This is a genomic window from Pseudomonas sp. MWU12-2020, from assembly GCF_023100605.1.
GTDB lineage: Bacteria > Pseudomonadota > Gammaproteobacteria > Pseudomonadales > Pseudomonadaceae > Aquipseudomonas > Aquipseudomonas fluorescens_H.
Map to the genome: position 1 here is coordinate 70,745 of NZ_JALMEX010000006.1, position 16,289 is coordinate 87,033.

Consider the following 16,289-nt stretch of genomic DNA (forward strand, 5'->3'; position numbering starts at 1 on the left):
CCTGTGACCGGATTGTCTTTGTGCCTGAGCACAGGGTTTGCCGCCAGACCCTGTGCGGGTGAACAACCGTCCGCGCCTGTTTTAAAGGATTCTAGTCGTTATGTTCGAACTCGATCACGATCTTGCCCAGGATATCGTCGACCGGGCCATGGCCATTTTGCCGTACAACGTCAACGTCATGGACAGCCAGGGCCTGATCCTCGGCAGTGGCGAGCCGGAGCGCATCAACACCCGTCACGAAGGTGCGCAATTGGTGCTGGCCAACGGTCGGGTGGTGGAGATCGACGCGCAAACCGCCGTGCATCTGAAAGGTGTGCAGCCGGGGATTAACCTGCCGCTGTTGCTCGATCAGCGCTTGATCGGTGTGCTTGGCATTACCGGCGAACCGGAGCAACTGCGCACCTACGCCGAACTGGTGCGCATGACTGCGGAAATGCTCGTCGGTCAGCGCAACCAGCAGGCCGAGCAGCAATGGCGGCGGCAACGTTGCGATGACCTGCTGGCGTTGCTGTTGAGCGAAGCGGGGGACTCGCCACGCTTGGTCGATGAGGCACAGCAGTTGGGCCTCAAACCGCAACTGACCCGGGTGCCGTATCTGTTCGAACTGGGTCTGGAGCATGGGCCGGGGCAGACCGTCGAGGCGTTGAGCGCATGGCTGACCTCGCGGTATCCGGACAGCTGGTGCGTGAGTTCGGCCAAGTCATCGCTGCTGTGGTGTCGGCCAGCGGGGCAGACGGTTGAGCATGATCGTCTGCTGGAAAAGCTTGATGGCCTGGGCTGGAACATTCTGCGCATCGCCGTGGGCGGGCAGGCGGACGGGTTGGCAGGGTTGCGCCGCTGTTATCGGCGGGTCGGCGATCTGCTTGCCTATGGCCGGGACGTGTTGCCGCACTCGCGCTTGCTGACCCTCAATCGCTATCGTCTGCCGGTGATGCTCTGGCGCCATCGCAACGATGATGCGCTGGATGAATTGCTCAAACCGTTGCGCAAGGTCATCGCCAAGGACAGCAACGGCCAGTTGCTCGCGACCCTGCGCAGTTGGTGTGAACATGATGGGCAGAGTCAGGCGTGTGCCGATGCGCTGGGCATTCATCGCAACAGTCTGCGTTACCGGATGGAGCGGATTGCCGAGTTGAGCGGGGTTGATCCGTTGCGGCTGGACGGGATGTTGGCGTTGTACCTTGGCGTACAGTTGTTGCCGCAGACTGATCCGGGTTGATTGGGTGTTTTCACCGACGCCTTCGCGAGCAAGCCCGCTCCCACAGGAGGAACGCATTCCAGGGTGGGAGCGGTCTTGCTCGCGAAGAGGCCGGTACATCCAGCGCATATCTCGCTGGGCTTTTGTATAAATGAACAACAATCGCCAACCCCGCTTGTGCAGCGGACAGGCGTCAATGCGCATGCCGACTGGCAGCATGATGAGCATTGGAACTGGAGAATTCGCATGAAAATCGTCATCGCCCCCGATTCGTTCAAGGACAGCCTGAGTGCCCAAGGCGTTGCCGAAGCCATTGCGCTGGGGCTGGCGCAAGTCTGGCCGCACGCCACGCTGATCAAATGCCCGATGGCCGACGGCGGCGAGGGCACAGTGGAGTCGATTCTTGCCGCGTGTGAAGGTGAACTGCGCCGCACCCGGGTGCGCGGGCCGCTGGGTACGCCGGTCGACGCCGCATGGGGCTGGCTGCCGCGCAATCACACCGCGATCATCGAAATGGCCGAGGCCAGTGGTTTGCAACTGGTGCCTACGGGGCAGCGCGACGCCTGCATCACCAGCACCTTCGGTACCGGCGAACTGATTCGCGCCGCGCTGGATGCCGGCGCGCAACGGGTAATTCTGGCGATCGGCGGCAGCGCCACCAACGACGGCGGCGCCGGGGCCATGCAGGCGCTCGGGGTGAAATTGCTCGATGCGCAAGGCCAAGCGCTGGTGCCGGGCGGTCTGGCATTGGCGCAACTGGCGCGGCTGGACCTGGGCGAGCTGGATCCGCGTCTGGCCCGAGTGCGCTTCGACATCGCCGCCGACGTCAACAATCCGCTGTGCGGGCCGCACGGTGCCTCGGCGATTTTCGGCCCGCAAAAGGGCGCGTCACCGGTCCAGGTGCAGCAACTGGATCAGGCGCTGGGACACTTCGCCGAGCTCTGCGCGCAAGCGTTGGGCAAGGACGTTCGAGATGAACCGGGCAGCGGTGCGGCAGGTGGATTGGGCTTTGCGGCGAAGGCGTTTCTCGGAGCGCAGTTTCAGGCCGGCGTTGAAGTGGTGGCCGAGTTGGTGGGGCTGGCCGAAGCGGTCAACGGCGCCGATCTGGTGATCACCGGAGAAGGGCGGTTCGACGCGCAAACCCTGCGCGGCAAGACCCCGTTCGGCGTGGCGCGAATCGCCAAGCAACACAATGTCCCGGTAATCGTCATCGCCGGCACGCTGGGCGAGGGTTATCAGGAACTCTACGAGCACGGTATCGATGCGGCATTCGCCGTGACCAACGGCCCGATGACCCTCGAACAGGCCTGCGCCGAGGCTCCGCGTTTGTTGCGTGAACGTGCGACTGACATTGCCCGCGTTTGGCAACTGGCAGCGAAATCCTGAGCAAACCCTGTAGGAGCTGCCGAAGGCTGCGATCTTTTGATTTTGATGTTCAAAAAAAAACAAGATCAAAAGATCGCAGCCTTCGGTAGCTCCTACAGGGGGATCGCAAGGTGTTTCAGTGGTGAAACACCTTGAAAAATATTTTCGCTTTACACGAAATCTTCCTAAAGCCCAGCCGATACAGAGATCAGGCGCACACAGATTCCCTCGAATGGTGACGCCGGACTGAGCCCGCCCCAGGGGTCAGTGATGACGGCAAGGACGCTCGCAGCTACCTCTATCCGAGAGTCCAACCATGTCCTTGCGTAACCTGAATATCGCGCCCCGTGCCTTCCTCGGTTTTGCCTTTATCGCCTTGCTGGTGATTGTCCTTGGTGTGTTCGCCGTCAACCGCATGTCGACCATCCGCCAGGCTTCTATCGACATGGAGACCAATCAACTGCCCAGCGTTGCCTACCTTGGCAAAGTGACTGAAAACGTTCTGCGTCTGCGGATTCTCTCGTTCCGTGTGCTGATCAATCGTGAGCCGGCAGCGTTGCAGGATGCTCAGGGCCGTATCAACGAGCTGGTGGACAAAGTGCGCAGCGCCCAGGCCAGCTACGCCGCACTGCCTGCCGGTGGTGAAGAATTGGCGCAGTACAAGGCCTTCGCCGTGACACTGGACAACTACCTGCAAGCGCAAAACCAGATGATGGAGCTGTCGCGTCAGGACAAGATCGAGGAGATGCGCACTCTGATCAACACGCGCATCAAGGACGGCACCGATCAGATGGGCGAGCAGCTCAACAAACTGATCGCAATCAACTCCGCTGACGCGAAAACCGTCTCCGGTCAGGCCGGCGAGCACTACGACAGTGCCGTGACCGGCATCGTTATCGTTGCTGTCGTCGCTGCGCTCGCTACGGTATTGCTGGCCTTACTGCTGACTCGCAGCATCGTCACACCGCTCAATCGTGCAGTGGCAGCCGCACAAACCATCGCCAGTGGCAACCTGAGCAAAACCATCGAAGTCGATGGCAAAGACGAAGCCACCCAACTGCTGCAAGCCCTGTCCACGATGCAGATCAACCTGCGCAAAACCATCGAACAGATCGCCGGTTCCGCCACCCAACTCGGCGCCGCGGCCGAAGAGTTGAGCGCTGTCACCGAGGAGGCCTCCCGTGGCCTGCAACAGCAGAACAACGAAATCGAACAGGCCGCCACCGCCGTCAACGAAATGACCGCCGCCGTGGAAGAGGTGGCACGCAACGCGGTGTCGACGTCCGAAGCGTCGAACCAGTCGACCCAGGCCGCTCGTGAAGGTCGCGATCAAGTGGTGAAGACCGTCGACGCGATCCAGACCATGACCCATGACGTGCAGAGCACCGCGCAAATGATCGAAGGCCTCGCCGCGCAGGGCCGCGACATCGGTAAAGTGCTGGACGTGATCCGCGCCATCGCCGAGCAGACCAACCTGCTGGCCCTCAACGCCGCGATCGAAGCGGCGCGTGCCGGTGAGGCCGGACGCGGTTTCGCCGTGGTGGCGGACGAGGTGCGCGCTTTGGCTCATCGCACCGCGCAATCGACCCAGGAAATCGAAAAAATGGTCGCCGGCATCCAGAACGGCACCGGCGAAGCGGTTTCGTCGATGCAGCAAAGCAACCAGCGCACCCAGACCACCCTGGAAATGGCCCGCGCTGCCGGTGTGGCGCTGGAACAGATCACCCAGTCGATCCACCAGATCAACGAACGCAACCTGGTCATCGCCAGTGCCTCTGAAGAACAGGCGCAGGTCTCGCGTGAGGTCGACCGCAACCTGGTCAACATCCGTGATCTGGCCACGCAATCGGCTGCCGGGGCCAACCAGACCAGCGCCGCGACCCATGAGTTGTCGCGTCTGGCGGTGGATTTGAATGCCATGGTGGCGCGTTTTGTGATTTGAGAAATACGCAGTTGCCTGAAGTGGGCCGAACCAGATGAGTGTTCGGCTCACCTCGAAGAGTCACCGCTTCAAGACAGGTCCACTTTGACTTGCTTAAACGAAGATAGGTGCCCACGGTTTCCTGCACGATCGCGCAGCCTGTAAAACGCGAACAAGTTGCCGGAACCTATCCCACGGATAATCGCGCCACTCAGTTTGATAACGGTAGGTGAAGTTGCGTCATGCACCGTTTTAATGATGACTGGCTCCGCCGCAAGTGAGCCAAAGTGAAATTCGATGCTGTCGCAGGCTCGCTGCTGCATATAGGTGGCAATGGTTACCAGAACTTCATCATTGTGGGCGGCGAGATACTGCTGTGTGATCCCCTCACTGTCGATTTCTGGTGGAAATTGCGGAGGCTCTCCCGGATTGCCGAAGTTGGGAGCCGTTAGATCGACCGTAATCGGCGTGCTCGCGGCGTTCTCTAGATTCCCGCCAATACTGACGGTGTATGAAACCTCGTGCTCGCCTTCCTGTGCCAGGTAGGTCTCAGGAATATGGGCCTCAAATGGGAAAAGCCCTGGGTCGATGGGTGTCGTAAAGTGATAGTCCGCCACCCTGTTCTCGTTTAACAACAGTATTAACCGTACGGGCACGCCTGGTTCAAAAGGTGAATTCTGCCAATCTGGAATTGACACCTTCAGGGGAGATCCCAATGCACTCAATGGCAACAGGTTAACCTGACTGCCAGGGAAATCGGGTAGCGCATCGGGGATTTCCGGTGCGTCCAATAAGAGGATTTTTTCATTCAGATTCGTCATCGTTTCAACACTCCGTCGTTTCGATTAGAGGGGGCCGCAGTTGTTTCCTCATGTTGATTAAGCGAGCGTTTGTGAAGTGGGTCTACTGTCAACTCTGACAGGTAGTCAGTCGACCGCTAATCGACCACAGTACGAAGTTATTCTTTAAATTCATCCAGAGGACAAAGCGGCTGGCGCGTTTTGTGATTTGAGATAGGGTGAAGGCTGGAGACCGCGCAATCAGGAGACGTGCATGCGCTATTCAGCCTTGACCCAACGAATCGCCGGGGAGGGAGCAGCGGCCTGGCAGATTCACGACCGAGCGCTGGAGTTGCGCGCCGAGGGCGTCGATATCCTGCTGCTGAGCGTGGGCGATCCGGATTTCGACACGCCGCTGCCGATCATCCACGGCGCCATCGATAGCCTGCTGGCGGGCGATACGCATTATTCCGAAGTGCGTGGCCGGTTGGCGCTGCGCAAGCTGATTGCCGCGCGCCACCAGCGGCGCAGCGGTCAGGTGGTGGATGCCAAGCACGTGATCGTGCTGCCCGGCGCGCAATGCGCGGTGTATTCGGTGGCTCAGTGTCTGCTGGACCCGGGGGACGAGGTGATCGTCGCCGAGCCGATGTACGTGACTTATGAAGGTGTGTTCGGTGCCTGTGGTGCGACGGTGGTGCCGGTGCCTGTACGGCCGGAAAACGGCTTTAGAGTCGATCCCGCCGATGTCGCGGCACGAATCACGCCGAAAACCCGTGCCCTGTTGCTCAACAGCCCCAACAATCCTTCCGGCGCAAGCCTTTCCTTGCTGATCTGGCAAGAGCTGGCGGCGCTGTGCGTGCGCCACGACTTGTGGCTGATCAGTGACGAGGTCTACAGCGATCTGCTCTACGAAGGCGAGCACATCAGCCCGGCGAGCCTGCCGGGCATGGCCGAACGCACGGCGACCATCAACAGTCTGTCGAAATCCCATGCCATGACCGGTTGGCGCATTGGCTGGTCGATCGGCCCGAAGGTGCTGGCCGAGCATCTGGTGAACCTGTCGTTGAGCATGCTCTTCGGTCTGCCGGATTTTGTGCAGAAAGCAGCGGAGGTCGCGTTGGCAAGCGATCTGCCGGAGGTGACACAGATGCGCGACGAGTATCGATTGCGCCGCGATCTGGTGTGCGAGCGCTTGCGTGGTTGCCCGGGGCTGCAGCCGATCCGCCCGGATGGTGGGATGTTCGTGATGGTCGATGTGCGCCAGACCGGTTTTGGCGCGCAGGCGTTTGCCGAGCGGTTGCTGGAGGGTTACGGCGTGTCGGTGTTGGCCGGCGAAGCGTTCGGGCCGAGTGCGGCGGGGCATATTCGCATCGGGCTGGTGCTGGACCGGGTGAAACTGGCCGATGCCTGTGCGCGGATTGCGTTGTGTGCGGTGCAGCTGTTGCAGGCGCGTAGTGCCTGACAGTGTTGTGTTGCCTGAACTGGCCTCTTCGCGAGCAAGCCCGCTCCCACAGTGGATAGGTGTGTACATAATGTTATCTGTACACACCGAACCCTGTGGGAGCGGGCTTGCTCGCGAATGCAATCTGCCATTCAGCACATTTTTCAGCCCTGCCAAGCCACCGGATTCACCAGGTTTGCAGGCTTCTCCCCAGCCAAAGCCTGCAACAGATTGTCCACCGCACAGCTCGCCATCGCCTCCCGCGTCTCATGCGTTGCCGAACCCATATGCGGCGTCGCCACCACATTGTTCAGCTGCAACAACGGCGAATCATGATTCAGCGGTTCACGCTCGAACACATCCAGCCCCGCCGCGCGAATCCGCTGATGGCGCAACGCGTCGATCAGCGCTGGCTCATCCACCACTTTGCCGCGAGAGATATTGATGAAGATGCTTTCCGGGCGCATCAGCGCAAACTGCTCGGCGCCGATCAGGCCTTCGGTTTGCGCAGTCAGCGGCAGGGTCAGGCAGATGAAATCCGCCTCTTGCAGCAGCGCTTCAAGACTGCGATACTGCGCCGCAAAGCGCGCCTCGACCGCCGGTTTGCGTGACTGACTGTGGTAAAGCACCGGCATGCCAAAACCGAAATGCCCGCGCTGCGCCAGCGCCTCGCCGATGCGCCCCATGCCGATGATCCCCAGGGTCTTGCCGTGCACATCGGTGCCGAAATGCGCCGGGCCGATGTTGCGATGCCACTGGCCGCTGCGCACCATATTCGCCAGCTCGACTACGCGCCGGGCCGTGGCGAGGATCAGCGCGAAACCGGTATCGGCGGTGGTTTCAGTGAGCACGTCCGGGGTGTTGCTGAGGAGGATCTTGCGCCGGGTCAGGTAATCGATGTCGTAGTTGTCGACGCCCACCGAAACGCTGGCAATCGCCTGCAGTTGCGGCGCCAGGTCGAGCAACGCCGCGTCGAGTTTCAGGCTGGCGCCAAGCAAACCGTGGGCGCCGGGCAGGGCGTCACGCAGTTTCATCAGGCCGTCGGCGTCGAGGCTTTCGATCAGCGTCACTTCACACTGTTGCTGCAGACGCGACATCAGCGCTGGCGACAGTTTTTTGTACAGCACGACATGTTTTTTCATGAACAAAAATCTCTTCAGGAATGCGCCGGCACGGGACGCGTGACAACGGCTTTGGCCACGACGCGGTCACTGGCGCCAGGCTTGAGAAAAATCGTCAGTACCACCGACAGCAGCAACGCGCCGCTCATCAGCAGGTACGAAGCGCCGGGCGAACCGGTGGAGCTGTTCAGGTAACCGACCAGATACGAGCCGCCGAACGAGCCGAGCGCGCCCATGCTGTTGATCAGCGCCATGGCACCGCCGGCGACGTTGGCCGGCAGGATCTCCGGAACGATGGCGAAAAACGGCCCATACGGCGCGTACATGCAAGCACCGGCGATTACCAGCAGCGTGTACGACCACCAGAAATGCTCGGCGCCCAAAGCATAAGAGCCGTAGAACGCAATGGAGGCGATCAGCAGCGGCGGCCAGACGAAGCGTTTGCGTTTTTGCAGTTTGTCCGAACCCCACGACACCGCGAGCATGCCGATCACCGCCGCCAGATACGGCAGCGCCGACAACCAGCCGGCCTCGATCATGTCCATCTGCGCGCCAGCCTTGAGGATCGACGGCAGCCACAGCACGAAGCCGTAGACGCCGATGCTCCAGCAGAAAAACTGCAGCGCCAGAATGATTACCTTCGGCGAACGGAACGCTTCGGCGTAGTTCTTCACCGCTTTGATCCCGACCTGTTCGGCGGCGAGGGCGCTTTCCAGATCGTGCTTTTCCTGCTCACTCAGCCACTTGGCCTGAGCGGGACGATCATCGGCCAGTTTCCACCAGATAAACGCCCAGATCACCGCCGGCAAGCCTTCGATGATGAACATCCAGCGCCAACTGAAATGCTGTACCAGATAGCCTGAGACCACCGACATCCACAGCATCGTTACCGGGTTGCCGAGGATCAGGAAGGTGTTGGCCCGCGAGCGTTCGGCACGGGTGAACCAGTGGCACAGGTAGACCAGCATCGCCGGCATCACTGCGGCTTCGACCACGCCGAGCATGAAGCGGATCACGATCAGCCAGTAGGCGTTGGAGACCACCCCGGTCAGCGTGGCGAGGCCGCCCCAGAAAATCAGGCTGAAGAAGATCAGCTTCTTCACACTGTGCTTCTGCGCGTAGATCGCGCCGGGCACCTGGAAGAAAAAGTAGCCCAGGAAGAACAGCGCCCCGAGCAATGAAGACAGGCCCGGGGTGATCATCAGGTCGGCGGCCATGCCGGACGCGGCGGCAAAGCCGTAGTTGGCGCGATCCAGATACGCCAGGCTGTAGGTGATGAACACGATGGGCATGATGTACCACCAGCGGCGGGCGGCGAGGGTTGCAGTTTTCATGGTGTTGCTCCTGAGCTTGTTGTTTTTGTCGCAGCAGGTTCAAATTTTTGCGGTGATCAAGCGGGCCTCTTCGCGAGCAAGCTCGCTCCCACAGGGGAATGCATTTCAAATGTGGGAGCGAGCTTGCTCGCGAAGGCGGTTTCGAATTCAACGATGAGTTCAGACCGGGTCGGCAACCCCTCCATATCCCCGCGACTCTGCACCGCCCGACTGCCAATCCAGTTCGCGCGCTGCACCGCCTCGGCAAAACTCTGATGCTCCAGCAGGGCGCTGATCATGCCGACCGCAAAGCCATCACCCGCACCCACGGTATCGACGACGTTGGCCACCGGTACCCCGGCGACAAACCCCTGATCCAGTTGCGTGCGGTAATAGGCACCTTGCGGTCCGAGCTTGATCGCCACGGCTTCAGCGCCCTGATCGAGATAAAACGCCGCAATGTCCGCCGGGTCTTCGAACCCGGTCAGCAGCCGACCTTCGCTCAAACCCGGCAGTACCCAGTGGGCGAGGGCGGCGAGGCGGTTGATCTCGCGGATCATCTCTTGCTCGCTGGCCCACAGGCTTGGGCGCAGATTGGGGTCGAACGACACGCTGCGCCCGGCCTGGCGCATGCGTGTCATCAGCTCGACAGACATTTCCCGAGCAGTGGCCGACAGCGCCGGTGGAATCCCGGTGGCGTGCAGATGACGCGCGCTGAGCAGGGTTTCGCTGATCGAATGAACGGACAGATGACTGGCCGCCGAACCGCGACGGTAATACTCGACCTGCGGGTCGCTGCCATCGTCGGTGCGCGACTTGAACTGGAAACCGGTCGGATGTGCGCTGTCGACCGCGACATGACTGCAATCCAGACCTTCGCTGGCCAGTGTTTCCAGCACAAAGCGCCCGAGCGAATCGGCGCCAACGCGGCTCAGCCAGGCTACGTTGAAACCCAGACGCGACAGACCAATCGCCACGTTGCTGTCGGCGCCGGCAATGCGCCGGTGAAAGTGTTCGACTTCGGCCAGATCACCGGTTTGTTCGGCGACCAGCATCGCCATGGTTTCGCCAAACGACAGAATATCGATGTCAGACATGGGCAGGCTCCAGGCGCGATTGGCCAAGGCGGGCAAGGGCGGCGACGTGTTCGGTGGTCAACGCCACCAGGTCATCGCCCTGCAACGGGTATTCGGCGGCACGCATAACGCCTTGGGCCATGTGCCTTAACAGTTGTTCCCACAAATGCAGATCGCTGACGGCCGGTGGCACCGCCACCAGTTTGCCGTCGGCGCGGCGGGCTACGGCTTTGCAGTGCACGTAGCCGACATGGCGCCCGAGCAGGCGTGCGGCGTTGGTGGCGGATTGATCCTGCCATTGCCAGTTGCCGATATCGAAAGTCATCTTGATCGGCAAGTTGTGCTGCTCGACCGCCGCGAAAAAACGCTGGAACGGTTCGATGCGGCCGCCCTGCAAAGTCTGGTCGTTTTCCACCAGCAGTTGCACCGGGCTGGCGCCGAGCAGCTGTTTCAGCACCTGCAAATCACAGTTGTCGGTGAAGTAACCGAGCGAGACTTTCAGCCATTTCGAGCCGAACGCCTCTGCGTGTTGCAGGGCGTTGATCAGCTCGGGATTGGGCCGCGCCTGACCGGCGAGCCACAGTTCGCTCGGTGACGAATAGATGCTTTGCAGGCCCTGCGCCTGGGTAGCGGCATTCAGTTGCGCGGGCACTTCGCGGGTCAGCAGCTCTTCGCGCCACTCGATGCGATCGGCGCCGGCCGCGGCCAGCACGTCGATGAAGAAGTCCTGGCCGCGTTGGCGCACAAGTTCGGCGCCGTAGCTGGACAGGCTGATGGAAACGGCGGGTTTATTCATTGTTATCTACCTCTGAAACCGGTTTCATTTTTGTTCAAAAAAAATCTGATGGATCTTTGTCGGGCGTTCGGGCGCCATCGCGAGCAGGCTCACTCCTACAGGGGGAGCGCATTCCAAATGTAGGAGTGAGCCTGCTCGCGATGGCGCCATAACAGTCACCGCAAAGATCCCTGAGTAGACCCGCGCTCAACCAACACCGGCGCAAAATCCAGTCTGCGGGTGGGCTCAACATCCCCCCGCAAGCGCTTGAGCAAACAATCAAATGCCCGCGCGCCAATCTCGGCCGTTGGCTGGGCGAGGGCAGTAATCCCGCTGCCTACCAGCGGATACCAATCCAGATCGTCCAGGGCAATCAGCCCGACATCTTCGAACAAGCGGCAACCGACTTCGCGCAAGGCCAGGGTGCAGGCCAGCGCCGCCACGCCGTTGGCGCAGAACAGTGCTTTGGGGCCGGTAGCCGTCGAGTTCAAGAAGTCTTGCAGATGCGTAGCGAGTGCGTCGCCGGTTTCCAGCACCGCCCCGGTCAACCCGGAGCGCTGGGCGATCTGTGTCTGAAAACTGCTGACCCGCTCGATCCGCGAACTGGTGCCGTCATAAGGTTCGGTCACCAGCAACACATCGCGGTAGCCGCGCTGTTCGAGGTGCGTCAGCGCCATCTCGACAGCCTGCGGGTTGTTCAGTCCGAGCATGTCGCTGTCGAGTCCTTCGACCTTGCGGTCCACCAGCACCAGCGGCATTTCCCGGTGCAGTTCGTGCAACTCGTCACGGTGATGGCCGAGGGTGTTCACGATCAGCCCTTCGATGTTGTACGAACGCAACAGCGCCAGGTGTTGGCGTTCCTGCTCGTCATCGCGGTCTGTGTTGCATACCACCAGGCTGTAGCCATGCGCACGGCAGGCGGTTTCCACCCCGTGCATGACGGCAATCGAATAGGGGTTGCGGATATCGGCCACCAGCATGCCGATCAGGCGCGTGCGCCCGCGTTTCAGGCCACGGGCCATCTGGTTCGGGCGGTAGCCCAGTTCGGCGATGGCTTGTTCGATGCGCAGGGCAGTGGCATCAGAGAGCAGCGCACGGTCATCGCCGATAAAGCGCGAGACACTGGCCTTGGAGACGCCGGCGTGTTCAGCGACATCAAGCATCGTCACGCGACTGCGCTGGGCGGCGGAAAAGTCATTCACGGTCTGAAACCTTGTTATTGGATTTATCCGTATCAGGCGCCTCGATGGCGCTGAAACCGGTTTCAGGAAACACCAGAAGCCGACACTCCGTCAAGTGAATGCGCGTGGTACTTCAACTTGGCGCCGACGGGCGGCGCTCAGCGTTATTGAAATGTCTGCGCCTTCGTCAGCCAAACAGGCCCGCAGCAATATTGATCGAAAAGCCCAGAATAGCGGTGTTGAAGACGAATCCGATCAACGATTGCGCCAGCACGATTTTGCGCATGTCTCGGGTGCCGACGCCGACATCGGCGGTTTGCACGGCCACGCCGATGGTGAAGGAAAAATACAGGAAGTCCCAATAATTGGGCGTGGTCAGACCTTCAGCGAAACGCAGAGCCGGTTCCTTGCCATCCCAGGTGTAAAACAGACGGGCGTAGTGCACGCAGAAAATGACACCGATCAGCAACCACGAACCTACCACGGTGACTGCGGTGAACGCGTAATGCAGCAGTTTGTGATGGGTATCCAGATCCTTGGTGCCGGCCAGCTCCAGGGTGATGGCGGCCAGGCTGGCCAACGCCGCGATACACACCACGAACAGCACCAGTCCGGCGTTTTCGTCCTCGACGACGGCGATGCGCTTGACGTCTGGCGCTTTGGCGCGAACGGTCAGCCAGAACATCAGGATCAGGTAGGTCCAGACGCCGGCGTTCCAGCCGATGAGGATTTTGCTGACGACGGAGTCGGCAGGCACCAGAAGACCGGTGGCAAGGCCAATCAGAGCGGCGGCAGACAGGCGAGGGTGGGTGCGGGCGAGGAAGCGCATGGAGACTCGATGGGCCAGGATGTCCTTACACCTTAGCCCAGCGACGTCCTGGGTGACCACTGACTTGACTGTTCGAATGACCTTGTGGGAGCGGGCTTGCTCGCGAAAGCGGTGTGTCAGCCAGATGAGTATTGACTGACACGACGCCTTCGCGAGCAAGCCCGCTCCCACAGGGATCAGTGGTGTTTGGTAAAGCGTTGTACGAGCTTCATGACCACCACGAAGAACAACGGCACAAAGATCACCGCCAGCGTCGCGGTGATCATCCCGCCGATCACCCCGGTGCCAATGGCCTGCTGGCTTGCCGAGCTGGCGCCGGTGGCGATGGCCAGCGGCACCACGCCAAGGATGAATGCCAGCGAGGTCATGATGATCGGCCGCAGACGCAGGCGCGCTGCCTGCAACGTCGCATCGATCAGGTCATGGCCTTCGTCATACAGGCTCTTGGCGAACTCGATGATCAGGATCGCGTTCTTCGCCGAAAGACCGATGATGGTAATCAGCCCGACCTTGAAGAACACGTCGTTGGGCATTCCGCGCAAGGTCACCGCCAGCACTGCGCCGAGCACGCCCAGCGGCACCACCAGCAGCACCGAGGTCGGAATCGACCAACTCTCGTACAGCGCCGCCAGACACAGGAACACGATCAGCAGCGACAGACCGAGCAGGATCGGCGCCTGACTGCCGGACAAACGTTCCTGCAGCGACAGCCCTGTCCATTCCTGACCCAGGCCTTTCGGCCCTTGGGCAACCAGCCGTTCGATCTCCGCCATGGCCTCGCCGGTGCTGTGCCCGGGCGATGGCTCGCCGGAAATCGCAATCGCCGGGTAACCGTTGTAACGGGTCAACTGCGCCGGGCCTTGGGTCCATTTCGCCTGGACGAACGCCGACAGCGGCACCATGTGCCCGGCGTTGTTGCGCACGTGCATTTTCAGCAGATCATCGACCTGACTGCGCTGATCGCCTTCGGCCTGCACCACCACCCGTTGCATCCGGCCCTGGTTGGGAAAGTCGTTGACGTACGAAGAGCCGATGGCAGTGGACAGCGCGTTGCCGATGTCGGCGAACGACACGCCCAGCGCGTTGGCCTGCTTGCGGTCCACCTCCAGTTGCACCTGCGGTGCTTCGGCCAGCGCGCTTTCGCGAACGTTCATCAGCACCGGGCTTTTTTCCGCGGCGGCGAGCAGTTCGCTGCGCGCCTGCATCAGTGTGGCGTGACCGAGGCCGCCGCGATCCTGCAGACGGAATTCGAAGCCGCTCGACGTGCCGAGGCCATCCACCGGCGGCGGCAACACCGCGAACGCCACCGCATCCTTGATCTGGCTCAGGGCGATGTTGGCGCGATCGGCAATCGAGGTGGCGGAATCATCATGGCCGCGTTCAGACCAGTCCTTGAGGGTGGTGAACGCCAACGCCGCGTTCTGCCCGCTGCCGGAGAAGCTGAAGCCGAGAATCACCGTGCTGTCGCCCACACCCGGTTCACTGGCGTTGTGCGCCTCGATCTGCTCGACCACCTGCACCGTACGGTTCTTGCTCGCGCCCGGCGGCAGTTGAATGTCGGTGATGGTGTAACCCTGGTCCTCGACCGGCAGGAACGAAGAGGGCAGGCGCGCAAAGCACACGCCCATGCCGATCAGCAGCACGCCGTAGATCAGCAGATAACGCCCGCTGCGCTTCAGCGCGTAGCCGACCCAGCCTTGATAGCGATCGGTCAGTTGCTCGAAGCGGCGGTTGAACCAGCCGAAGAACCCCGACTTCTCATGATGCTCGCCCTTGGCAATCGGCTTGAGCAGCGTGGCGCACAGTGCCGGGGTCAAGGTCAGGGCCAGGAATGCCGAGAACAGGATCGAAGTCGCCATCGACAGCGAGAACTGCCGGTAAATCACGCCCACCGAACCCTGCATGAACGCCATCGGGATAAATACCGCCACCAGTACCAGCGTGATGCCGATGATCGCCCCGGTGATTTGCTTCATGGCCTTGCGCGTCGCCTCTTTCGGCGACAAGCCTTCACTGGCCATGATCCGCTCGACGTTTTCCACCACGACGATGGCGTCGTCTACCAGAATGCCGATGGCCAGCACCATGCCGAACATGGTCAGCACGTTGATCGAGAAACCCAGCGCCAGCATGGTGGCGAAAGTGCCCATCAGGGCCACCGGCACCACCAGCGTCGGGATCAGCGTGTAGCGGATGTTCTGCAGGAACAGAAACATCACCGCAAACACCAGCAGCATCGCTTCGCCGAGGGTGTAGACGACTTTGGTGATCGAGACTTTGACGAACGGCGAGGTGTCATACGGAATCTTGTATTCCACACCCGCAGGGAAGTAGCGCGACAGCTCGTCCATCTTCGCCCGGATCAACGTGGCGGTCGCCAAGGCATTGGCCCCCGGCGCCAGCTGCACGCCGACGGCGGTCGACGGCTTGCCATTCAGACGTGTGCCGAACTGGTATTCCTGGCTGCCAATCTCGACCCGCGCCACATCACCGATCCGCACGGTGGAGCCGTCCGGATTGGCCTTGAGCACGATGTCGGCGAACTCTTCCGGCGTCGACAACTGCCCCTTGACCAGAATCGTCGCGGTGATTTCCTGCGAGGACGGATTGGGCAAGTCACCAATGCTGCCCGCCGAGACCTGGGCGTTTTGCGCGACGATGGCGGCGTTGACGTCGGCCGGGGTCAGATTGAAACCGATCAGCTTCTGCGGGTCGATCCAGATCCGCATCGCCCGTTCGGCGCCATACAACTGCGCTTTGCCGACGCCGTCGATGCGTTTGATCTCGTTCATCACGTTGCGCGCCAGATAATCACTGAGCGCCACGTCGTCGAGCTTGCCGTCGCTGGACGTCAGGGTGATCAGCAACAGGAAGCCTGCGGAAACTTTCTCCACCTGCAAGCCTTGCTGGTTCACCGCTTGCGGCAGGCGCGACTCGACCACTTTGAGCCGGTTCTGTACATCGACCTGGGCCAGTTCCGGGTTGGTGCCGGGCTGGAAGGTGGCCTTGATCGTCGCGCTGCCGAGGCTGCTTTGCGATTCGAAGTACAGCAGGTGATCGGCGCCGTTGAGCTCTTCCTCGATCAGGCTGACCACGCTTTCATCGACGGTCTGCGCCGAGGCACCGGGGTACACGGCGTAGATTTCGATCTGCGGTGGCGCGACGTCGGGGTACTGCGCCACCGGCAATTGCGGGATGGCCAGCGCACCGGCCAACAGGATGAACAGGGCGACAACCCAGGCGAACACCGGGCGATCGATAAAGAACTGCGGCATATGAAAACGTCCTGC

General features: G+C 61.2%; 12 protein-coding genes. 4 read left to right on the forward strand and 8 right to left on the reverse strand.

Annotation, left to right across the window (positions count from 1 at the left end):
- Positions 1-100 precede the first annotated feature (100 nt).
- The 3 genes from M0814_RS15555 (at position 101) to M0814_RS15565 (ending at position 4,505) form a co-directional block, all read left to right on the forward strand.
- Entirely contained in the window at positions 101-1,219 is a 1,119-nt protein-coding gene (locus M0814_RS15555; RefSeq protein WP_103483346.1) for a sugar diacid recognition domain-containing protein, read from the forward strand.
- Between the two features lie 225 nt (positions 1,220-1,444).
- On the forward strand, positions 1,445-2,584 hold the full coding sequence (locus M0814_RS15560; RefSeq protein ID WP_103483347.1) for a glycerate kinase: 1,140 nt from the start codon (positions 1,445-1,447) through the stop codon (positions 2,582-2,584).
- Between the two features lie 295 nt (positions 2,585-2,879).
- Entirely contained in the window at positions 2,880-4,505 is a 1,626-nt protein-coding gene (locus M0814_RS15565) for a methyl-accepting chemotaxis protein (RefSeq protein ID WP_103483348.1), read from the forward strand.
- 68 nt (positions 4,506-4,573) lie between these two features.
- Here M0814_RS15565 and M0814_RS15570 read toward each other — a convergent pair whose 3' ends face one another.
- A complete protein-coding gene (locus tag M0814_RS15570) occupies positions 4,574-5,305 on the reverse strand; it encodes a hypothetical protein (RefSeq protein ID WP_103483349.1) in 732 nt (243 codons plus the stop codon).
- 232 nt (positions 5,306-5,537) lie between these two features.
- On the opposite strand from M0814_RS15570, the gene M0814_RS15575 reads away from it, so the two are divergent.
- On the forward strand, positions 5,538-6,725 hold the full coding sequence (locus tag M0814_RS15575) for an aminotransferase class I/II-fold pyridoxal phosphate-dependent enzyme (protein WP_103483350.1): 1,188 nt from the start codon (positions 5,538-5,540) through the stop codon (positions 6,723-6,725).
- 143 nt (positions 6,726-6,868) lie between these two features.
- Here the strand turns inward: M0814_RS15575 and M0814_RS15580 are convergent, their stop codons facing one another.
- The 7 genes from M0814_RS15580 to M0814_RS15610 form a co-directional block, all read right to left on the reverse strand.
- On the reverse strand, positions 6,869-7,846 hold the full coding sequence (locus tag M0814_RS15580) for a D-glycerate dehydrogenase (RefSeq protein WP_103483351.1): 978 nt from the start codon (positions 7,844-7,846) through the stop codon (positions 6,869-6,871).
- A 14-nt stretch (positions 7,847-7,860) separates the two neighbouring features.
- Positions 7,861-9,159, reverse strand: coding sequence for an MFS transporter (locus M0814_RS15585; protein ID WP_103521730.1), 1,299 nt, complete (start codon positions 9,157-9,159; stop codon positions 7,861-7,863).
- Positions 9,160-9,215: 56 nt separating this feature from the next.
- Positions 9,216-10,235: a sugar kinase gene (locus M0814_RS15590; protein WP_103483353.1), complete on the reverse strand. Its 1,020-nt coding sequence runs from the start codon at positions 10,233-10,235 to the stop codon at positions 9,216-9,218.
- Positions 10,228-11,010 carry an AP endonuclease gene (locus M0814_RS15595; protein WP_103483354.1) on the reverse strand — a complete coding sequence of 261 codons (783 nt, stop codon included), beginning with the start codon at positions 11,008-11,010 and terminating at the stop codon, positions 10,228-10,230. Before M0814_RS15595 ends, M0814_RS15590 begins: the two co-directional genes overlap by 8 nt.
- Positions 11,011-11,165: 155 nt before the next feature.
- Complete coding sequence (locus tag M0814_RS15600) at positions 11,166-12,191, reverse strand: LacI family DNA-binding transcriptional regulator (protein ID WP_103483355.1); 1,026 nt, start codon at positions 12,189-12,191, stop codon at positions 11,166-11,168.
- 166 nt (positions 12,192-12,357) lie between these two features.
- Complete coding sequence (locus tag M0814_RS15605; protein WP_103483356.1) at positions 12,358-12,999, reverse strand: DUF1345 domain-containing protein; 642 nt, start codon at positions 12,997-12,999, stop codon at positions 12,358-12,360.
- A 176-nt stretch (positions 13,000-13,175) separates the two neighbouring features.
- Entirely contained in the window at positions 13,176-16,274 is a 3,099-nt protein-coding gene (locus M0814_RS15610) for an efflux RND transporter permease subunit (RefSeq protein WP_103483357.1), read from the reverse strand.
- Positions 16,275-16,289 lie beyond the last annotated feature (15 nt).